This window comes from Clostridium sp. X (genome assembly GCF_055755365.1).
This window is the reverse complement of sequence record NZ_CM146912.1, coordinates 1787069-1808509: the sequence shown is the minus strand read 5'-3', so window position 1 is coordinate 1808509 and position 21441 is coordinate 1787069. Positions and strand designations below refer to the sequence as shown.

Here is a 21441-nt window from a genome sequence, read left to right as displayed (position 1 = left end):
TTCTAAGGAGTTTTATATTTAGATAAAGTAGGTATTCATACTATCTATAAGACGTAATATTCTACAATTACACCCCAAAATAAGAATATAAGTCATCAATTATAATAATTTATCTCTGCTTTTAATCTTAACTCTTTAAGTGTTCTTTCAATATCTGCACCTAATTTTTCTCTAGTTTTCCCTATAATTAAAGCATTTTTATAACCTTGCACAGCATATGTATTCCAATATTCATTCTCAGTTAATCCTGATTTTTTTATTATATTATCCATGGTAGTTCTTATCTCATATTTATTATCTGCTGTCTTCAATATATCTTCATATAAATTCCTTTGTTTTTTAACCTCTGCTTTTACAAGCACTAAAAGTAATAGAAGTGCTGAAATTTTCTTTTTCAAAATATATCCTCCGCTCTGTTAATTGTCCTTAATCTACAACTAGTCCACTACTCCCATCTTAAGTAGGAAACTCCTTCTCGTTCCTCGAATGAGTAAGCGACTATCACAAAATCAGCACTCTGTGTAAGTGACTTGCACCAAATCAAAGATTTGGGCAATCTACTTAAGATTTTGGATATCTGCTTAAGTGGGAGATAACGGCTGCTAAGTCCCTAGATAAGGGTTTCTAAGCTTCAGTTGGAGAAAAAAACTCCATCTGAAGCCAAGAATCCTCTTTATAATTTGACAGCATATAAGCATGTGTAGTCAGTCTATACTTCACTAATGTAATGTTTTTTAAATCCATTAACAATTGTCATCAGATAGATACGTAAGATAAGGAAAGCTATCCCTACTATAGCCTTCAGATATGCTATATTGAATGTATAAGAGAAATTTAAAAATATGATACCAATTACTGAAACTATAATATATGACTTTAATTTTCTTATAGTCTCTTCAGCTAAATCAAAGCCATTAGTATTATTAAAATGTTGAATTGCTGCCTCAAATAACTTATAAAAAATAAGAAGCTCTATAACACTATGAAAAACCATCCAAACCTCATTAAGCATAAAAAAATTGGTTAATTCAATTGATAAAGCTTCCATTACTTCTCCTATGATGCTTATAGTAATTTTAATAATTGTGAACATCTTGGCCCTTTCAAAGGATTCTATATTGGTTTCTTTATATAATAAGCTTACCCCACTTAATATAATTGCAAATCCAATAAAGGGTGGTAATATCTTTACCATTCCTAAATTTATGTGAAATGTAACAATGACTATCCCCCAAAACACCTTATTATATCCATTATACATTTTTAAATCTCACCCCTTGACTTTAAGTAGTTAAATATTCCTTTCAAATCAAAACTATATGGTCTGTATTTAATATTGTATATAGGAATATATCCCTTATTTCCTTTATCATCTTCATAGTAAAGCTTTGGGTGAATATTATAGTAGCTATATTTTTGAGCTATAGACTTTGGAAATTTCCACTTAGAATTTATAATTAGCATTGTATCTTTCTCATACTTAGCTCCCAAAATCTCTTTATAATCAATTTCTCCCACAGAAATTTGAAAATATTCTTCTAACTCATTTAACAGGATCGAATCCATGCTCAGTAATTTTATATCCTTATTTATGATATATTCACAAAATGCTGTTCCATCTGAAGAAGAACCTGCACTGGAATTACTGTAATCTGTATTCTCATGTTTCATTTCCTCTCTTTGCAAGATTATGCGACCTATGTTTGTATCAAGTGTACTTCCATCATCAAATCTTATTTTCATATTATTAATCTCAAATTGATTCAAATTTTTGTTTATATTACTTAAATTCAAATCAAGATATACTGTATTTACGAGATATCTACCATATACTTCTCCTCTTTGTTCATTAGGGTTGTTATTATAGAAAGATGAGAAACTTATCCCACCTAGATGCTTGTCTGAAACAATAGCTTGAATATTAGGTTCTTCTTTAAAGTCAATATCCACAACTTTTCTCTTATCTGATATGTTAGTTATATATTTTAATTCAAAGCTATTTACTGACTCTGAATTTTCATTAGAATATATACTTTCTTGAATATACATTTTCAAGAATACAGGGCTTTCTAACTTATAAGCCATTGCTAATACCATAGTTAAAATTAAAGATATCCCAATAAAAATTAAACCCCACTTTATTGTTTTTCTATTCAATTCCACAATATCACCACCCCTAATTAATATGCATCATACAAAAATACTCATTTACCTTTCTCTATATAAATATATTTAATTACACTTCATAAGAAGAATTCATCTTAACTGCTACTCATTACTTTTTATATCGTAGCTTATGATCTTACCATTTTTATATGTCATTATTATAGAAGTTCCCGATAAATTATATGCTCTTACCGTTATATCTTCTCCTCTTAATTTTATACTAGATTTATCAGCATAAATATCTAGTCCATACATACCTAATTCTTCTAGATACTTTTGTGCTATCAACTCTTGCCTAGACATAACTTTTTCTTCAAAGCCCGGAGATTTGTAATAAGAAAATATTACTATTACTGCAATTACAATACCTATTGCAAATGCAATGATTTCTTTTCTAGTTCTTTGGATAAATGAAGGGCTTAATACGAAATTTATTACGAGTAATAATAGAAAAAAATACTGTGGATTAATAAGCATATTTTGAATAGCCTTGATTGATAAACATAGCATAACAGGTAACCCTATTACATATGATGAATACTTAAGCCATTCTGAATTGCTTCTATAATTAAATATACCTATTAAAATATAAGTACTAGCACTTAAGAATACATAAAACATACCAATGGTTGTATCAGTTATAAAATAAAATATTGAAAGTAATAAACAGATAATCAATATTCCTATAAATAATCTTATCTTATTCCAATTTTTATTCTTTCTTCTATACATAATTCCCTCTAATGTTGCTAATCCTATTAATATTATTGATAATATCATTACAACCATAACATAACGTCCTTTCTGAAAGTAACTAGTTGATCCGCATACATGAAGATCTACACAGATTAACAATATAATATTCTTGTATCATGTATATACCATGATGAAGTATAAAATAATCACCCGGTATAACCTTTTTAGAAAACAACTGTAATTTTCTAAAACTTTCTAGATTAGCCAATGATTTTGATAACTTAAAAATAGTTACCAAATTAGTGTAAAGCCTTATTAACCAGATACTTTGCTTTCTCATAATCTTTCTTCTTAACAGAAACAACGTATTGTTTTTCATAATCCATATTCATTCCAAAACTTCCCCACTTTCCTCTTCTTGTACCTATTCCAGTGGACTGTCCCATGTGATTTATGACCTTATAGGTATACTTAATGCCTTCTTTCTCCAGAGTTTCTCTTACTTTAGACAATTCCTCTAGTGAATAGCCTATATACACATCTTCCTTGTTTAAAAAGAACATAAAACATCCCCCTTTTAATCAATTTTGATTTAGCAGTCTCACATATAACTTAGTGAACAGTATTTTACAATGACACCCTAGTATTATATAAGTTAAAAATAAACCCATACATATGCTTAAATATTTTAATATTCTAATGCCTCTTGCCCCACTACAAACTTTCCAAATCTTTTAAATGGATATACTATAAATCTTGCCTTTCATTTCCCCTCATCACTCCACGGATTATTTAATTTAGAGTTTAAATTTAACTCTATTAATTAGATAAAGATATTAAAGAAATGTTTCAATTTTTCAGCTTATTTTAAAAAAATAAAAAAACTAGACTTTTGCCTAGTTTTTTCTAAATACTTTTAGTTGTATTAAATTATAGAATTTAAAAAGCACTTCTCTAATAAACATCTACTTATTTATTAAGTAGATTGACTATATAATCTGAATTTAAAATATCATCTAGTACCTGGCAGAATTTTAGGTAGTGTCCATTATCTGTATTGCAACCTACAACTATAATATTATTGTTAAATATAATAATATTTAGAGTACTTCCTTTTAAAGTTGAAATACGTAGCTGATGTTCAATTTTAATATTTTTACTATCATTATCATTGAATTTATGATTATTATGTATACGTATTTTAACATTAGATAAATATGATAAAACACTATTAATTTTATCTATGTCTGTATATATATTCTCTTTTTGATTCACGCTCATCATTATAGTCAAGAGTTAATCTATTAAAGGTATCATTTTTATAATACTTCAAAAACTCTTTACCAAAGGAGCTCTTAGTAGGTACTATAGAAAATAATAAGCTTAGGGATATTAAGATTATTAAGAAAGCTATTTTCTTATATCTTTTTAAATATAGTTTCATAAATACCTCCTTTAATTAATCTAATTCTTCTCATTTATCCTAATAAAATTCTTCTATAACATAAACCATACTATTCTCAAAGACATAAATCAAATACAGATTGCTACATGAATCTATATCATGAACTTTTTTATACCAATAGTATTCTTTTGAGAAATTAGGTCTTTTTTCCTTGGATACTCCTAGTTGAATCAAAATACCTTCAGCTTCTTCCTCCACCTTTATATTTTTTTTCGAACTAAACTTTTCAATTTCTTCTTGTTTAAGTTTTTCTTCATAGTCAAAAACATGATATCTTTGTCCATCACCTAGAAAGGAATCTCCGCTATCAGTTGAATATAATTCTTTATAGCCTTTTGGAAGTAAAATTCCCCAATTACTTTCTAAAATTTTATTATAATCTGAAAAACAAGCACTTAACGTAATCATTGATAATAAACATATAGTAAATGCTATTATAGCTTTAACTTTCATATTTAACTCCTTACTAGACCTCTCAATATATCTAATCATTTTCAGTAATAAATTCTGCGATTTTATTTATAACCCCACTTTCTATTAGGCTTTACTTTTTCCATAAATCTTAATTTATATTTCAAACTTAACTCTATTAATTAGATAAAAATATTAGAGAAATGTTTCAATTTTTCTAGTAAATTTTCAAATTAAAATTAATTTTATTTTTCAATAGATATTCATATATAAATTTTTCATTCTACAGGATCATATATTCTACTTGGTATGGATTTGTAATTTCTTTTAATTCTTTATACTCTTTATAATATTTAAGCATTTAAAAAAACACCATCATGTAAAGAAACCTCATATCTGATATACTTTGATAAAGTAATCAGATATGAGGTTTCTTTGATGTTTAAATTCTTCAACTTTTATTCCTGAAGAATCTTCTGTTATAATCATAGTTTCTATTCCATATGGAGGGTTATGAGGTCCCACAAATGTTTCAACCCTGATTTTAAGTCTATACTTTCCATCCGTCTTTTCAGTGCTTAAAATCCCTGCATTCATATATAGCCTATATTCTCCATAATATTGTTTTATAGCTGATTCTATGTACGGAGAGAGTGTTCTCAAAATAAACTCTTGGTTGAGTTTATCAGTAAAAATATAATTCGGTAAAGGATTTTCACTAAATTCTATATTTGTTAATGCTAATTCAGGTATACTTCTCAATGGACTTATATCACTTATTTGATTATGTGATATATTTAAAGACTTCAAATTAGATAATGAACTTAGGGGACTTACACTACTTATTTTGTTATTACTCAAATTTAAAGAAGACAAATTTTTAAGTGAACTCAATTCATCTAAAAAAGACACTTCATTATATGACAGTCCTATACTTTCCAAACCTTTTGCAGTACCAATACCTTTAATGTTATTAATCTTATTTCTATCCAAGCTCAAGGTCTTTAAATTCTCAAGTTTGCCCAATGCACCAATGTGGGTGATCTCATTTTCTGATATAAATAAATGTATTAGGCTTTTTACATTCTTTAAGGGATTGATATTTTTAATTTGATTTCCATCCAAATACAAGTCAGCTAATTTTGTCAAATCACTTAATGACTTAATATTAGTAATATTATTTTCGCTTAATTGCAGTATCTTCAACTCTTTCAAGTTTTTAAGAGAGTCAATATTAGTTATTTTATTCATTCCTAATGTCAGTGTAGTCAAATTTACTAAGGAGATTAATGGCTCTAAATCTTCAATTTTATTATCGGATAAATCCAAGTCAACTAAATTGGTTAATTCTCTCAAAGGTTGTAAATTTGTTAATCGGTTAAAAGATAAATCTAATATATTTAGATTTCTAAGATTGCCTAACGGTCTAATATCACTTATATTGTTTTTCTGAAAATTCAATTCTTGCAATCCTGTTAAATTGCTTAGTGCGTTAATATTACTAATTTGATTATATCCTAAATTCAAACTCACTAAATTTGGTAAAGAATTTAACAGCCTTATATCGCTAATCTTATTAAACATTAAGTTTAATTTTTTAAGATTAGTTAAATACCGGATTTCATCCAGTGATGAAATATTTTTATGATTTAAAGTTAAATCTTCTATAATCTTTACATCATCTTTAGTTATATCTCCTTTAGGTTTATTTAATTTATCTCTTATTCCAGTTTCTAAATTTTTATCATTAAAATTAATAATTTCACTTTGTAGTGTTATTATAATATCTTGTCCTCGTACTTCCTTATACGGATATATCGTAGCCAAGAAAATAAATATCATAACTGTTAATGTGAAATATTTCTTCAAGTTTATCCCTCCAGCTAAAAGCTTTTGTATACTATAGTTTCTACTTAATTTATACAATTAATGCTTTTGAGATAACTATTAAAATATTACCTATTACCATTCAGTATTCCTATTTGAAAACATTTCAACGTAATTAAGTTATCTAGAATAAAATATCATATTGTGAAACACTGCCCTTTTCTCACTGCTATTCTTATATTGATGGGCTTTATTAGCCATAAATCTAATAGAGTTACCCTTATGTAATACAAATTCTTTGTCATTTATGATCATCTCAATTTTACCTTCAGTAATTATTATGTACTCCTCTACGCCCTCATCATGTGGGGTAGATATATGATTACAACCCGGTTCTAATTCAATAGTAAATATTTCAAAACCCTTATTAGCATCAAAAGGAAATATTGGATACAACTTCATCATATTATCCTCTTCTATTATTGGGGTAATATCATCTTGATATACTATGCTTAGATCCTCTTGATTTTCATCAATAAATGTTGAAAAAGGTACTTTTAATCCTGTGGCAATTTTCCATAGCATAGAAACCGTTGGATTTGACTTACCTCTTTCTATCTGACCTAGCATTGCCTTGCTAACACTAGTTAATTTAGCTACCTCATCTAAACTTAAACTTCTTTTATTTCTTATATCTTTTAATCTATTCCCTATAATCAAATTTAAATTTTCCATTTTTAACTCCTTTTATTTATAGGATTTTTAGGCTGTAACAACTACTATATTATAGTAGTTCAAGGATTATGTAAATTACGACTTGTGTAATATAGCATATTTTTATATAATATATTACACAAAACTATTTAATATGTATCTTTAATTTCAAATATGGAGGAGTTAAAATGACAAAAGCACTTATATTAGGAATAATATCATCATTCTTTTTTGCATTTACTTTTGTACTTAATCAGCAAATGGATATCTCTGGTGGTAGTTGGATTTGGAGTTCTTCATTGAGATATATTTTTATGTTACCAATCCTATTTATCATTCTTATAATAAAAAATGAATTATTTAGTGTGGTAAAAGATATACTCGAAAAACCTATTCAGTGGATTACTTGGAGCACAGTTGGTTTTGGATTATTTTATGCTCCTTTATGTTTCGCTTCAACCTATGGTCCTTCATGGTTAGTTGCTGGAACCTGGCAAATAACTATTGTAGCTGGTGCACTTATGTCCCCCTTATTCTTTAAAACTGTAAAAACTGAAAATGGCATTTATAAAACGAGAAATAAAATTCCTAAAAGATTTCTACTAATCTCTTCAATAATATTATTAGGTATATTTTTAATGCAGTTTGAAAAGACAAAGGACATCCCTGATTTTAAAACAATCCTAATAGGATTTATACCTGTTATTATAGCAGCATTTGCTTATCCACTTGGAAATCGTAAAATGATAGAGATTTGTAATAATAGATATAATACATTTCAAAGAGTATTCGGTATGACACTATGTAGTATGCCATTTTGGATGATTATATCAGCTTATGGGGTATTATCTGTTGGTCTGCCAAACAAAGGACAAACAGTTAATTCCTTAATGGTTGCTATTTTTTCAGGAGTTATTGCTACAATATTATTTTTTAAAGCAACTGATATGGTAAATGGGGATACCTCTAAATTAGCAATTATAGAATCAACTCAGTCTGGTGAAGTGATATTTACGTTAATCGGAGGAGTATTTATATTTCATGATAAAATGCCCTCATGTATTAGCTTAGTAGGGATACTATTAGTTATTATTGGAATGATTTTAAATAGTCTTATTAAATATTAGGTATAAAATCTCTCAATCTACAAATACTTAAAACATAGTTGCTTATTAATTTACCTTCCCTCAAGGTAAAGGGCTGTGTCAAAATAACTAATAGAGTTATTTTGACACAGCCCATTTAATTTAATCATAATACTTTCAACTCTATTCCTTTTATAGCATTTAACTCATTAATATCGTTATTAATGTTATTTTCAATATAACTAAATTGTTCATGAGCTATATTTAAAACGCGTAAATCTTACTCTATTCCCTCTATGCTTTCCTCTACTATTGCTACCATCTCATCTTCAGCACCTAGACTAAAGTTAAAAATCATTCCTTGTCCCCCTCCAGCACCGATTGCTGAAATAAAAATATTCATTCCATGACCAACTACGGTTAAACTTAAGCTTGCTCTATTTCCGTTACGCATAAAATATTTATCATATACCCGCACTGCTATTTTAGTATCTCCACAACTATAGTTGCTTTTGTCCACTAAATTCATAGTCATTCCACTATTACTAATATCATTTTCTAAATGACTAAGAATTTCCTCAAATTTACCTGTTATTATATTTTCATATTTTGCCATAGTAATCCCCCCAATAAATTTAATTTTGCATAACATTACCTTCTGAAAAACCAGTTCTTAATAAATAAAAATCCTAATGTTAAAAATGGTATTGACCTTCATTAGATCACCTGAAAATTTGAAATACTAAGTCATAATATAAAAAAATTTGTACCTTAGATAATTTATTATTTCTTTATAAACTTATCGCTTTTAAGATGATTTGATAAAACTGATATACACATTATAATAGTGACTTTATACTTTATCTCTTCAGAAGTAATTGAATTTACAACGTTAGGTAAAAACCATAATAAAACCAATAAAATTATGAATAGTAAAGTAATAAAATGCTCCTTTTCAACTCTCATACCAAATTTCCTTTCTAATTCTTAATTATCAACATTCTTAACGGATTTGTAGTATGGTACACCTGTCCCACCCCAAGGTTAAATCCTTGTCCTTCAATCATTTTTTCTATGTATTTTTCATATTTATTTCTACTTATTATAAATATAGTTATATTTCCAAAAAAGGTTGAAATCGCGCCCCATAATAACGTACGGGCATTCCCATACCGCTTGTCTATTACCAACTACTAAAAAATTTCTTATTTTTCTTTAGGAATATTTCTTATAATTAATATACTAGAAAATATTATTAATAATATAAATCCAAATAGCGACAATATGTTAACAAGACGAATAAATAATATTACAAATAAATATTTCATATGTATTGCAAATCTTGCCTCACTAAATACAGGATTATTTAATAATGCAAGTATCGCACTCCCCAAAATACAATAAAGTAATTTCATATTTTTATTCCTCCAGTATCCATCCTAAACAACCTTTATTACTTATTAGAAGTATAGATTATTAATAACAATAAGACTTGTAATAATCCTTTTATTTGTACTTCATATTTGTTTTAGTATCACATTTTAACTCTAGCTGTTTCTAGCCATTTATCTAATGCATTTTTACTAAATACATAAGTGCCATCCATTTTTAGATAGGGTATTCCAGAATTTTTATTATTAACAAGATCTGTTAATCCGCTTTCTGAAATTCCTAAATACATAGATGCTTCAAATAAATTGTAATTATTTTTATGGCTCTCCCTTATACTAGATTGATTTATTACACTGTTGATACCATTTAATCCAGAACCTATACTAAATAGACCATCACTAACATACTGACCATTTTTATTCATTCCTTTTGAAATGATAGAAGCACTAATAATAATTGAGATTGCTAAACAAAATATAGAACTTTCCATATTGCCTCCTGTATAAAAATTTCACTATGATTAGTATGCATTATAATACTTTTGCTTTGTAATATTAGCAATTTTCAAATCTAATTCTATATAGTTACTGTAACTTTACTTAACTATTTATAACGCCAAAAATATCTTGCAAATATTGCTCCTAAGATTAGAATTATTGTTATATATACATAAACCATAGACAATTCAGCTGTACCTACACCGCATCCCCATTGGCTACTTATAGATACAAAATAGTTTTCTGTAATATCATTTTCTTCCGAGTAGGATAATATCAGTGCAAATAGCATACATAGACCTGAAGCCATTACTTTTGTATATTTTTTCTTTTTTAATGATTCCAAGTTCGTAATCATTTTATATCCTCCTTTAACATTTTTATCATCTCGTCAAATACAAATAATTTAAATCTACAATATAGGTAAAGGTAAATTTATTGCTATCATTCAGTGACACAATCGGTTTTACAGGTTCTCCTGATTCTTGCATTATATAAAAAAGCAATTTTTTCATGTCATTAACCTCCATTGTAGAAAAGTAAATCTTTGTTTTGCCACAGTCTACCAGTCCGTTCTTAAATAAAAAACTTTTCACTATCAAAACTTATTGAACCCAATAAATTATTTTTCCTTTTTGAAAATATATATAAGATTTACGACACTTGTAACAGCAATTATAGCCGTATATATAAAACCAATTAAAATACGAGTATTTCTATCTAAGTTCTCCATATAAGTTGCTGAAATCATAAATACTGTTGCAATAATTATTATTGTAGTTAGTATAATTGTATGTTTACTCTTATTCATATCTTTTCTCTCCTATATTACATTTCTCAATTTTTTTCATATAGTATTTCTAGCTTTTGTTAAAAAATTATTCTCTCACAATATACTGATGCTAAATCTTAGTATAATGTTTCAAAAAATATAATATTTTTATAAAAATGTTATATTGAGTTATCTTAGAGCCAATTATATCATAATCAATGTAAAAAAAAACCAGTGGCTTACACCACTAGTTTTCCTAATTTAAACAATATAAAACTCTAAAAAAGTCATCTTACATTTATTTTATTACTTATTCATTCCTATATAAATCAAGATTGCATCTCTTAAAAACTCTGCTATACCAGGTTGTTCTTTATCATAGTATGCTGTGAATCTTTCATCATCTACATACATTTGACCAAGACCTGCATGTGCTTCTTTAGTATAATCATTCCAGTAAAACATTAGCCATTTCTTATGAAGATCTACAGCTTTTTGTGCTAGTTCCCCTGCTGGGTCTCCTGTTTTAAATGCCTCAGCTAATGTTGTGTTTACTTCTTCTGTAAGTTTTGTTATCTCATCATATTCTTCCTCTGACATATTCTTTATTTTTGCATTTGATTTATTTACAGTATCATTACCATACTTTTCTCTAATTTCTTTACCATATTTCTTCTCATTTTCATCAACCATATTTTGTTTAAATCCTTCAAATTTTTCTTTATTACTCATTTTAATTCTCCCCTCTGTTGAAGCTATTGTTTTATCAACATTTTCAATTAATTTATTTAGTTGTTCTCTTCTCTCTAGAAGCTTGTCACGATGTTCCTTCAGTGCCTTTGCTCCATCAAAGGAAGGTGAAGTTACTATATCTTTTATACTGTCTAAGTCTATATCTAGCTCTCTATAAAATAATATTTGCTGTAATTTATCCACTTCCTTTTGTCCGTAGATACGATATCCTGAAGAATTGATTCTTGCCGGCTTAAGAATCCCTATTTCATCATAATATCTAAGTGTTCTAGCACTAACACCTGCTAGAGTCGCTAGCTTTTGTACTGTATATTCCATTTGCTCACCCTCCTTACAATATTACTTTACACCTTTACGCAGCGTTAAGGTCAATAGCTTTTTTTATATCTTAATATTAAATCTATTATAAAGATATATACTACTCAATGTGAAATAGGAAATAATAAATAAAAATAATAGTGGAAGAGAAGTAAGCACTTTAGTGCTTCCACTCTTCCACTAGGAAATCTCATCTCTATTTCTTCTTAATGTTTTCTTTTGTTCTTATTTTTAATAAACTTCTGGGTTTCTTTCATAGCTCCCATGCTGCCAAACATTTCATTTATTTTTTCTTTTTCCACTTCTTTAGAGTTAAGTCCACTATACTTTAACTCTCTTTGAAGTTTTTTATAGTTTTCTAAACGCTCTACATCAAGAAGGCCACTTTCTATGGCTTCTCTAACAGCACATTTAGGTTCATTTTCGTGACGACAATCTGAAAACTTACATTTTCTAGCTAACTCTTCTATGTCACTAAAAGATTTATCTAGGTCCGCACTTACTACTCCAAGTTCTCTCATTCCAGGAGTATCTATTACAACTCCTCCATTAGGAATTAGTACTAGTTCTCTATGGGTAGTAGTGTGTTTTCCTTTATCATCATTTCTTATATTATTGGTTTTTAAAATATCGCTACCCATAAGCCTATTAATAAGACTAGATTTTCCAACACCTGATGACCCAATAAAAGCTATGGTTTTGCCTTTTTTCATGTATTCTTTAATAATTAAATGCCCATCCTCAGATACACTACTTGTAACTAATATGTCTATACCAATAGCAACAGATTCAACTTCTAAAACCTTTCTATCAATGTCATCACACAAATCTGCTTTAGTTAGTACTATCACTGGTGTGGCCCTACTATCCCAAGCAATTGAAATATATCGCTCTAATCTACGGATATTAAAATCATTATTAAGAGACATACATATAAATACTATATCGATATTAGCTGCAACTATTTGACTATCAATTCTTGAACCTGCCACCTTTCTTTCAAAACAACTTTTTCTTGAAAGAATGTGGTGAATAATTGCGTTTCCATTTTTGTCGGTAATCCTATCTACTAATACCCAATCTCCAACCGCTGGGTAATCTATAGCTAGCTTTGATGAGTAATTTAATTTACCAGAAACCTCTGCTAATATCTCATCCTCTTCAGTAATTACCTTATACATATCTTTATATTGAACAGATACTCTTGCAATGTATAAACCTTCCTCATACATTGTAGCTTCCTGAATATATCTTTCGCTTAATCCTAAATCATATAAATTTATTTTATTCAATTTTTTATTCCTCCCATACTAAATTATAAAATTACAGTATTGGGGAGACACTCGGGATTATTCCGCACACACCTCCCCATCTATTACAATATCCGTCTTCAATTTTTTATTTATATTTAACATAAAATATCATTCCTTTCTTTAAACTAGGGCTATGCTTTAAAAAGTTGTTGATTTGGTATAATTTAAAACTTAGCCTAAATTAATTGTAATTATTATACCATATACTAGAGTACTATACATTTCATTTGTTTTACAATGACTTTTCTTTTATTGACAAATACTATATAAATATAGATATAATATAAAATTAATAATACTCATATAATATAACTTTTGAATTACAATATAAGGGGCTGATGACACATGAAAATTAAAACTGTTTCAATTATAGGACTCGGGGCTTTGGGAACAATGTACGCTAACCACTTTTCAAAAATACTCCCAAAGGATTCTTTAAGAGTTATTGCAAATAGAAAGCGAATAAAAAAATACACAAGTGAAGGTGTTTATTGTAATGATGAACTTTGTAATTTTAACTATATTCCAAGCGATGAAATCGTAGAGCCAACTGATTTAATTATATTTACAGTAAAATCTACTCATCTATTAGAAGCTATTGAAGATGCTAGAAATCAGATTGGAGAAAATACAATTATCATTTCTGCATTAAACGGAATATCTAGCGAAGAACTCCTTGGAAATGCTTATGGAGTAGATAAAGTTCTATACTGCGTTGCACAGGGTATGGATGCAGTAAAAGAAGGGAATCACTTAACTTATATAAACATGGGCAAACTCTCCTTTGGAGAAAAGCGCAATGAAACTTGTTCTGAAAAGGTAAGATCTGTAGCTGAGTTTTTTGAAAGCACTAGCTTTCCTTATGAAGTACCAGTGGATATGTATAAAAGACAATGGGGTAAGTTTATGTTTAACGCTGGGCTAAACCAGGTTACTGCTGTATTTGGTGTGCCTTATGGAGGAGTTCAAGTTTCTGGTGAACCCCGAGAAGTTATGATAAAAGCTATGGAGGAAGTTAGAGAACTATCTATAAAAGAAGGGATAAATCTCTCAAAAGATGATATTAAATACTGGCTTTTAGTACTTGATACCTTAACTCCTTCTAGCAAACCCTCTATGCTACAAGATATAGAAGCAAAACGCCCAACTGAAGTAGAACTATTTGCTGGAACTGCTATAGAACTTGGTAAAAAACATGGTATTCCAACTCCTACAAATGCTTGGTTATATGAAAAAATAAAGGAACTAGAAAATAAATATAAATAAAACTCGTAGCTATGAGGATATTCTTATAGCTACAAATTTTAAATTGATACAGAATATATATCAGAAAATTCTACATTTATTCTTTGTACATTAGTTTCAAAATAAGTAGTTTCTACATAGTCTTTATTATCAATTATTTCTACAGGTAACTGAATTATAAATTCACTACCTTTTCCTTCTGTGCTAATAACTCTTATATTTCCCCCATGCATTTCAACAAAAGATTTTACCAGGTATAGTCCTATACCTGTACCTTCATTTAACCGTGAAAGAGAGCGATTTGCTTGTCCGAATCGTTCAAATATAAATTCTAATTTATTTTTTGGAATTCCTTCCCCTTGATCCTTTATTGATATAATTACTAGAGACTCTCTATCTTCTATATCAACAAATATTTGCCCTCCAAAAGGTGAATATTTAAATGCATTAGAAAGTAAATTTAAAATAATTCTTTCTATTTTATCGTGATCAAAAGCCATATTTCTTTCTTCTACATTAGTATCAAAAATTAGTTCAATATCTTTACTTTCTACGTAAGTTGCAACTGAAAGAGCTATATCTTCAACTACACTTATAATATTATTATTACTTCTATTTAGCTTTAAAAATCCTGAATCTAATTTAGCTACATCTAAGAGGTTATTAATTAATTTTATAAGTCTAAAACAATTCTGCTTCATCATCTTCGAGTATGATTTACATTTTTCTATATTTTCTTCACTATAATTATCAAGATATGTATTCATAGCTTGAAGAGCAGCGTAAATAACATTTACTGGTGTTTTTAACTCATGAGAAATATTTGTGAAAAATTCTGTGACAAGTACATTATATTCCCTAGTTTCATTTAAAAGCTTCTCATTTATTTCAATATTCTTAATTAAGTTCTCTATTTGTTTTTCTGATGTTATGTCTAGTAAAAAAGTTAATACTGCTGGCTTTCCTTCATAGATAAAAAAAGATGAGGTATTGCGCACTAAAATTGAATTTCCCAGGCAATCTAATATATTTTCATCTTCTATAATCCTATATAAATTTTCATTACAAATATTTATATACTTATTTTTAATTAATTCTTTATTCGTTATAGGATAATGCTCATACATAAATATTTCATTTAATTTCTCAGCATTATCATAGCCTAAAAGCTTAGCTGCTCTTTCATTGGCGTAAAAGATTTTTCCATCCTCATGTACAAGAATAGCATTCTCAGCATTTTCAAATAGCATTTCAAAGCACATGTTATTCTTTAACAGTACTTCCTCAATGTAGTGTCTACTTTTATCACTTTCTTCTAACTCACTATTTAATATGTGAAGCTGCTCTGTAGTGCGCAGCTTGTATTCTCTTTCAATTTCTACGTAATATCCAAGTACCCAAGTTATAAAAATATAAATACCTGTTATAATCAAATCTCCTTCAAAATTTTTATTTATACCATTTGTTATTGGAGCGTAAACAAAATCAAAGCCTAGTATTATAAAAGAGGATATAAGAGTAATAATCATTCCATAACGTAAGCCATACTGAATAACTGTAGTTATAATAAGAAGTACGAATATGTATTTTACTTGACTTTCATAAGAATTTGATAGGTACATGGAGAATGATAGAAAAGCTATAAAAAATGAAGTTTCAATCCACGAAAGTAAATTATATTTCTTTTCCATTGATTTATTTTTTATTATTATAAACCAAAATACATAAATCAACATAATATTACATACTAATATTATCATTGCATATAAATTAAACATTACATTTTTTTCCACAAAAGATGGGAAATAGTTAGATAAATTATTATATATAGCAATCTCTGTAAAAAATATAATAGCAATTTTTACAATTAATATCATTATGCTTACATTTTTTTCACTTACTTCACTAGTACCTTTCATTTATTACCTCCAAATACTATAAAAATATTTAAAACATGATGCACATATAAGATAAGAAAATCTCTTTTATCTTCTATGTGCATCATATCTTTAGTGCTTTAAATTATTTTCTTAAAGCTTTTGGCTCTTCTGGTTGATAGTATCCCCATGAGCAAGCTGATGCAGAAATTGATAAAGCCATAAGTGTGCAGATGCTAGCAATAAGAGCAGTCATTAATCTTCCCATTCCTCTTTTCATATTAATTACCTACCTTTAAAATATATTCTAAAATATCGTCAACCTTATTTAAAATCTTAGCTCCACTCCTTGTAAGTGTAATACTTTGCCATAAGGCTCCTAAAGCAATACATTGAAAAGCTTTACAATACATTAAGTTTTCATATACTATGTATAATTCTAAAAAGATTATGAGACAAAGCATATAAAAACAAATAAGTATTATAGAGTAAAGCTTGAAACGCTGTTTTATTACTGGATTAATAATAGGTTTTTTAGCACTATCTACAGGTGCTTTTTTAATAACTATTATTAGAGCTATTAATATACAAACAATACCAATTGCTGACATTATAGAAATACTAGACTTAATTAAAACTTTGTTTATTAAAATTCCAAAACTCACAGTTACAAAAGTTCCTATTATCACACATCTATTTGGTGCCGAGGCATGTACACCACCAGAATATTTTCTTAAAGCACTTATTATTATTGAAAATAATATTGCTTCAAATAAAACTCCAAAAATTAAACCCATAATACAAGTCCATCCTATGGACCATATTACTTGAAGTAAATTACTAGCTCCGTACACTATAATCTTTTCCTTATTTTCATCTACGTTTAAAAATTCTTTTGATTTTATTCCAATATTAATAGCTAATCGTTCAGTTAGATACACTATTTCTCCCCTCTTTTTTATTGAAATATAACATCAATAATAATATAATTATTGATAAAATTACTAATGAAGGAATTCCCAGTATACATTTTGTAATAGTATTACTGAGTAGCTTTTCTAAATTAATGTTAAATAGTTTTATAATAAACATATTAAGAATTTCAGAAATGGCCAATAGTAGAGTCATAGCTAAGGTACTATAAATACCCTTTATTATTGGAATTTCTATAACAATAAGAATGCAAATTGTTAAAACATTATTGATAATTGTATGAACTCCATAATTTATAGGTAGCTCTCTTACCCAAAAACTAGCCAGAGCTAGGATTAGACTTGATAACATGTAATTTCTAAATTTAAACTTTTCTCTTGAAATGACGTAAATTCCCCACATAAATATCATCATTTCTGGAATAAGTCTTAAGAAAAATTCAATGGGTGTTAGTCTTAACATATTTTTATTACCTTTCTTTATATTAACTTCATATTTTTACATTTAATATTTATAATACAATTATTCTACACTTTCATCTAAATTCCTTCTCAAAAATTTATAATTTTCAAAAAATATGTATAATTTAAGTAAATTAGCAAAACTGTGTGTAATGGATAAATTAAACATAATACAAGTAGTAAGAGCTATGAGAAGTTTCCCATAGCTCTTACTAACTTTAATTTAAAATATAGTTATTCTTTATGCTGCTTTGCCTTTGGCATTGCCTCTTTTATAGCTTCAGCTTGCTTTTCTGTTATTATTTTTTCTTCCACCATTTCATCAATTATACTTTTTCCTTTTAATTTATTTTGCTCTAAATATTCTTTTTTCTTCTCTTTAGTCATGCCTCTAAGTTTCTTATGTAAGTCCCTCCTCTCGTTACTCTTTTTTTCGAATTTTTCCATGAATTTATCTGCTTGCTCCTGTGTTATTGTATTATCTTTTACTAAGCCCTTAAGACTCTTTGTTATTTTCTCTTTTTTAAGTATCATTATATTTTCATATTTCTTTTCTCTAATTGCATCTGCCTCTACTTGTGTAATAATTTTTTCATTTACCATATTTTCAAAAAGTTTATGGTATCCTTCTTTATTATCTTTATTTTTCTTTGCATAAGAAAGTACATTATCCGCCTTCTTTTTAGTAAGTACACCTTCTTTAACTAAATCATTTACAGATTTCTTTAATAACTTTCCACTCTTTCCTTTTCTATAAACACTTGCACTTATAGTGGCTTTAGATGACTCCTCTTCAAATGCATGAGCTGCTTTTACATAACTGCTAGTCCCTATAGATAAAACAGTTGCTCCAATTATTAATACTTTAAATACATTAATTTTCTTATTATCTTTCATAAATATTAAAACCTCCTTTTATTTTTACTTTCCCCTCATTTCCTCGTATTATGTATTTTTTAACGACAAGCTATTACCAATATTAATTTGTAGTATCAACTATAATATATTAATGATAATATAAGAATTAAATGGGTTATATTAATAATAATATTTTATACTGTAAGTGTTTAATTCTTAAGAATGGAGTGACACTAGTGATCGAATTAATAAAAAATCTTTCTAACAATATGGGTTATGTTATCCTAATAGCTTTTATAATTTCCCAATTAAGTAGTTTTAAAAAAATTATACAAAAAGACAAATTTCAAAAATTAGATTTAATCATTTTGTCTGCTATATTTGGAACCTTTGGAATACTAGGTACATACATTGGCACAGAAATAGACGGTGCAATTGCTAATACTCGTATTATAGGAGTCCTCGCTGGTGGAATACTTTGCGGTCCTTTTGTAGGTATTTTATCTGGTCTTATTGCAGGTATACACAGAGGAATAATAAGTATTGGAGAACTTACCGCAATCCCCTGTTCAATTTCAACAATTATTACGGGAATAGTTTCGGCAGGACTTTATAAGATTTCTAATAAGGAAAATAAATGGCTTTACGGATTAATTGGTGGAATTATAATGCAAAGCATGGAAATGGTTCTTATTTTACTCATGTCAAGGCCCTTTCCAGTAGCTCTCAGTATAGTTAAAAATATTTATATACCTATGGGCTTTACAAATGCTATCGGTATATCTATATTAATTTTATTAGTACAAAATATTTTTAAAGAAAAAGAAGAAATAGCAGCAAAACAGGCTCAGCTTGCTTTAGAAATAGCCAATAAAACCTTGCCTTACTTTAGAGTTTTTGAAAATGATAGTATGGAGAAGGTATGTGAAATAATAAGAGACTCTATTAAAGCTGATGCAGTAGCAATTACAGACAGAGAACATATTCTAGCTCATGTAGGTTTAGGTTCTGATCATCATCATAAAGAAATGAAAATATTAACTAAAGCAACAAGGCAAGTAATTGATACTGGTGAAATAATCCTTATAGATGAAGAAAATCAAATAGATTGTTTTGAGGAAGGATGTTCATTAAAATCTGGAATTGTGGTTCCTTTAAAGCAAGGCCAAGATATGATAGGAGCATTAAAGATATACTATTCAGAGAAAGATGCTTTATCTTTTCGAACTAAAAATTTAGCTATAGGGCTTTCTCAAATTATCTCAACACAACTAGAAATAAGTAAATTAAGTAACCTTCGGGAAATTGCAAACAAAGCAGAGATAAAAGCACTCCAAGCACAGATAAATCCACATTTTTTATTTAATGCTTTAAATACAATTGTATCTTTTGTAAGAATAGACCCTAATAAAGCTAGAGAATTAATAATTAACCTTTCTACCTATTTAAGATATAATCTTGAGATAGGCGATAATCTTGTAGATATTCATAAAGAATTAGAACAAGTTAAAGCCTATGTAGAAATAGAAAAAGCAAGATTTGGATATAAGCTAAATGTATTGTACGATATAGATGAAGATATAGATATAAAAATACCTAGCCTAATAATTCAACCCATAGTAGAAAATTCCGTAAAGCACGGTATACTCCAAGGAGATACAAATGGTACAATTAAAATTCAAATTATAAAAAATAATGATCATAATGAAGTTAAAATAATCATAGAAGATGATGGAATAGGAATTTCTGATGATATAATACAGCAAGTGCATAAAGGAACACTTCAAGAAAATAGGATAGGAATTGCAAATGTGAATAATAGACTAAAACTCCTATATGGAAAAGGACTTTATATTGAAAGATTGCTTAAAGGGACAAAAACCACTTTTGTTGTAAGACCTTTGAAGGGGTGATTATATGAATTGTATAGTTGTGGATGATGAATATCCTGCAAGAGAAGAGTTAAAGCATTTTATATCAAAATTTAGCTCCATAAGAATTGATGGAGAATTTGATGACTCTATAAATGCATTAGAATACATTCAGAAAAACAAACCTGATATTATTTTTTTAGATATTAGCATGCCTAAATTAGATGGAATAGCACTTGGAAGAATAATAAATAACTTTCAAAAAAAGATTATAGTTGTTTTTATTACTGCTTATAAAGAACACGCAGTAGACGCTTTTGAAATTGAAGCCTTTGATTATATACTTAAGCCTTATTCAGAAGAGAGAATTGTTAATACCTTGAAGAAACTAGAAAAAACAGAAGAGAATACTGCACAGGCTCCAGTATATAAAAAAATTACATTACGAAAAAATAATAAATTAAAAGTAATAGATGTATGTGAAATATGTTTTTGTGAAGCTAAGGAAAGAGAAACCTTAATATATACTTCAAGTGATACATATATTGAACATCTTAGCATATCAGAATTCCAAAAGAGACTTCCAACGGATATCTTCTTTAAAACTCATCGGTCTTATATTGTAAATTTAGATAAAATAGTTGAAATAATACCTTGGTTTAATAATACTTACATGGTTAAACTTAAAGGATTATCAGAAGAAGTTCCTGTTAGTCGAAATAATATTAGTAGCTTTAAGCACTTAATGGGCATATAAATGCACTTCATGTGCTTTTTTTGCTCTTTA

General features: G+C 27.9%; 27 protein-coding genes. 4 read left to right on the top strand and 23 right to left on the bottom strand.

Features of this window, described 5'->3' with window-relative positions; translation table 11 throughout:
* Positions 1-95: 95 nt before the first annotated feature.
* From ACX0KU_RS09115 to ACX0KU_RS09070, 10 genes are all read right to left on the bottom strand, one after another.
* Positions 96-398: a hypothetical protein gene (locus tag ACX0KU_RS09115; RefSeq protein WP_472989514.1), complete on the bottom strand. Its 303-nt coding sequence runs from the start codon at positions 396-398 to the stop codon at positions 96-98.
* 311 nt (positions 399-709) lie between these two features.
* The gene (locus tag ACX0KU_RS09110; RefSeq protein ID WP_472989513.1) at positions 710-1195 is read right to left on the bottom strand and encodes a hypothetical protein; all 486 of its coding nucleotides are present in this window, start codon (positions 1193-1195) and stop codon (positions 710-712) included.
* 68 nt (positions 1196-1263) lie between these two features.
* Complete coding sequence (locus ACX0KU_RS09105; RefSeq protein WP_472989512.1) at positions 1264-2157, bottom strand: hypothetical protein; 894 nt, start codon at positions 2155-2157, stop codon at positions 1264-1266.
* A gap of 111 nt (positions 2158-2268) precedes the next feature.
* Entirely contained in the window at positions 2269-2955 is a 687-nt protein-coding gene (locus tag ACX0KU_RS09100) for a hypothetical protein (RefSeq protein WP_472989511.1), read from the bottom strand.
* Between the two features lie 206 nt (positions 2956-3161).
* Positions 3162-3425: a hypothetical protein gene (locus ACX0KU_RS09095; RefSeq protein WP_472989510.1), complete on the bottom strand. Its 264-nt coding sequence runs from the start codon at positions 3423-3425 to the stop codon at positions 3162-3164.
* Between the two features lie 406 nt (positions 3426-3831).
* A complete protein-coding gene (locus ACX0KU_RS09090) occupies positions 3832-4146 on the bottom strand; it encodes a hypothetical protein (RefSeq protein ID WP_472989509.1) in 315 nt (104 codons plus the stop codon).
* Positions 4100-4306 (bottom strand): hypothetical protein, encoded by a 207-nt coding sequence (locus tag ACX0KU_RS09085; RefSeq protein WP_472989508.1) that lies wholly within the window; start codon positions 4304-4306, stop codon positions 4100-4102. The genes ACX0KU_RS09090 and ACX0KU_RS09085 overlap by 47 nt, the downstream gene beginning before the upstream one ends.
* A gap of 39 nt (positions 4307-4345) precedes the next feature.
* On the bottom strand, positions 4346-4819 hold the full coding sequence (locus tag ACX0KU_RS09080) for a hypothetical protein (protein WP_472989507.1): 474 nt from the start codon (positions 4817-4819) through the stop codon (positions 4346-4348).
* Between the two features lie 309 nt (positions 4820-5128).
* A complete protein-coding gene (locus ACX0KU_RS09075) occupies positions 5129-6607 on the bottom strand; it encodes a leucine-rich repeat domain-containing protein (RefSeq protein ID WP_472989506.1) in 1479 nt (492 codons plus the stop codon).
* A 138-nt stretch (positions 6608-6745) separates the two neighbouring features.
* Positions 6746-7300 carry a helix-turn-helix domain-containing protein gene (locus ACX0KU_RS09070; protein ID WP_472989505.1) on the bottom strand — a complete coding sequence of 185 codons (555 nt, stop codon included), beginning with the start codon at positions 7298-7300 and terminating at the stop codon, positions 6746-6748.
* Positions 7301-7467: 167 nt separating this feature from the next.
* Here ACX0KU_RS09070 and ACX0KU_RS09065 point away from each other — a divergent pair, with 167 nt between their 5' ends.
* The gene (locus ACX0KU_RS09065; RefSeq protein ID WP_472989504.1) at positions 7468-8406 is read left to right on the top strand and encodes a DMT family transporter; all 939 of its coding nucleotides are present in this window, start codon (positions 7468-7470) and stop codon (positions 8404-8406) included.
* A 238-nt stretch (positions 8407-8644) separates the two neighbouring features.
* Here ACX0KU_RS09065 and ACX0KU_RS09060 read toward each other — a convergent pair whose 3' ends face one another.
* The 8 genes from ACX0KU_RS09060 to rsgA form a co-directional block, all read right to left on the bottom strand.
* On the bottom strand, positions 8645-8980 hold the full coding sequence (locus ACX0KU_RS09060) for a DUF6054 family protein (RefSeq protein ID WP_472989502.1): 336 nt from the start codon (positions 8978-8980) through the stop codon (positions 8645-8647).
* 167 nt (positions 8981-9147) lie between these two features.
* Complete coding sequence (locus tag ACX0KU_RS09055) at positions 9148-9330, bottom strand: hypothetical protein (protein ID WP_472989501.1); 183 nt, start codon at positions 9328-9330, stop codon at positions 9148-9150.
* A 239-nt stretch (positions 9331-9569) separates the two neighbouring features.
* On the bottom strand, positions 9570-9779 hold the full coding sequence (locus ACX0KU_RS09050) for a hypothetical protein (protein WP_472989500.1): 210 nt from the start codon (positions 9777-9779) through the stop codon (positions 9570-9572).
* Between the two features lie 119 nt (positions 9780-9898).
* Positions 9899-10246 (bottom strand): helix-turn-helix domain-containing protein, encoded by a 348-nt coding sequence (locus ACX0KU_RS09045; protein ID WP_472989499.1) that lies wholly within the window; start codon positions 10244-10246, stop codon positions 9899-9901.
* 113 nt (positions 10247-10359) lie between these two features.
* On the bottom strand, positions 10360-10611 hold the full coding sequence (locus ACX0KU_RS09040) for a hypothetical protein (RefSeq protein ID WP_472989498.1): 252 nt from the start codon (positions 10609-10611) through the stop codon (positions 10360-10362).
* Between the two features lie 264 nt (positions 10612-10875).
* Entirely contained in the window at positions 10876-11064 is a 189-nt protein-coding gene (locus ACX0KU_RS09035) for a hypothetical protein (RefSeq protein WP_472989497.1), read from the bottom strand.
* Between the two features lie 267 nt (positions 11065-11331).
* Positions 11332-12096 carry a MerR family transcriptional regulator gene (locus ACX0KU_RS09030; protein ID WP_472989496.1) on the bottom strand — a complete coding sequence of 255 codons (765 nt, stop codon included), beginning with the start codon at positions 12094-12096 and terminating at the stop codon, positions 11332-11334.
* 206 nt (positions 12097-12302) lie between these two features.
* Positions 12303-13388: a ribosome small subunit-dependent GTPase A gene (gene rsgA / locus ACX0KU_RS09025; protein WP_472989494.1), complete on the bottom strand. Its 1086-nt coding sequence runs from the start codon at positions 13386-13388 to the stop codon at positions 12303-12305.
* A gap of 366 nt (positions 13389-13754) precedes the next feature.
* Here rsgA and ACX0KU_RS09020 point away from each other — a divergent pair, with 366 nt between their 5' ends.
* Positions 13755-14675, top strand: coding sequence for a ketopantoate reductase family protein (locus ACX0KU_RS09020; protein WP_472989492.1), 921 nt, complete (start codon positions 13755-13757; stop codon positions 14673-14675).
* Between the two features lie 38 nt (positions 14676-14713).
* On the opposite strand, the gene ACX0KU_RS09015 is transcribed toward ACX0KU_RS09020, so the two are convergent.
* The 5 genes from ACX0KU_RS09015 to ACX0KU_RS08995 form a co-directional block, all read right to left on the bottom strand.
* Positions 14714-16573: a PAS domain-containing sensor histidine kinase gene (locus ACX0KU_RS09015; protein WP_472989491.1), complete on the bottom strand. Its 1860-nt coding sequence runs from the start codon at positions 16571-16573 to the stop codon at positions 14714-14716.
* 103 nt (positions 16574-16676) lie between these two features.
* Positions 16677-16811: a cyclic lactone autoinducer peptide gene (locus tag ACX0KU_RS09010; RefSeq protein ID WP_472989490.1), complete on the bottom strand. Its 135-nt coding sequence runs from the start codon at positions 16809-16811 to the stop codon at positions 16677-16679.
* A 1-nt stretch (position 16812) separates the two neighbouring features.
* A complete protein-coding gene (locus ACX0KU_RS09005; RefSeq protein WP_472989488.1) occupies positions 16813-17472 on the bottom strand; it encodes an accessory gene regulator ArgB-like protein in 660 nt (219 codons plus the stop codon).
* Positions 17459-17926 (bottom strand): hypothetical protein, encoded by a 468-nt coding sequence (locus tag ACX0KU_RS09000; protein WP_472989487.1) that lies wholly within the window; start codon positions 17924-17926, stop codon positions 17459-17461. Before ACX0KU_RS09000 ends, ACX0KU_RS09005 begins: the two co-directional genes overlap by 14 nt.
* A gap of 233 nt (positions 17927-18159) precedes the next feature.
* Positions 18160-18822 (bottom strand): hypothetical protein, encoded by a 663-nt coding sequence (locus ACX0KU_RS08995; protein WP_472989486.1) that lies wholly within the window; start codon positions 18820-18822, stop codon positions 18160-18162.
* A gap of 197 nt (positions 18823-19019) precedes the next feature.
* Here ACX0KU_RS08995 and ACX0KU_RS08990 point away from each other — a divergent pair, with 197 nt between their 5' ends.
* Both ACX0KU_RS08990 and ACX0KU_RS08985 read left to right on the top strand, forming a co-directional pair.
* Complete coding sequence (locus ACX0KU_RS08990) at positions 19020-20696, top strand: LytS/YhcK type 5TM receptor domain-containing protein (protein WP_472989485.1); 1677 nt, start codon at positions 19020-19022, stop codon at positions 20694-20696.
* A 4-nt stretch (positions 20697-20700) separates the two neighbouring features.
* A complete protein-coding gene (locus tag ACX0KU_RS08985) occupies positions 20701-21411 on the top strand; it encodes a LytR/AlgR family response regulator transcription factor (protein WP_472989484.1) in 711 nt (236 codons plus the stop codon).
* Positions 21412-21441 lie beyond the last annotated feature (30 nt).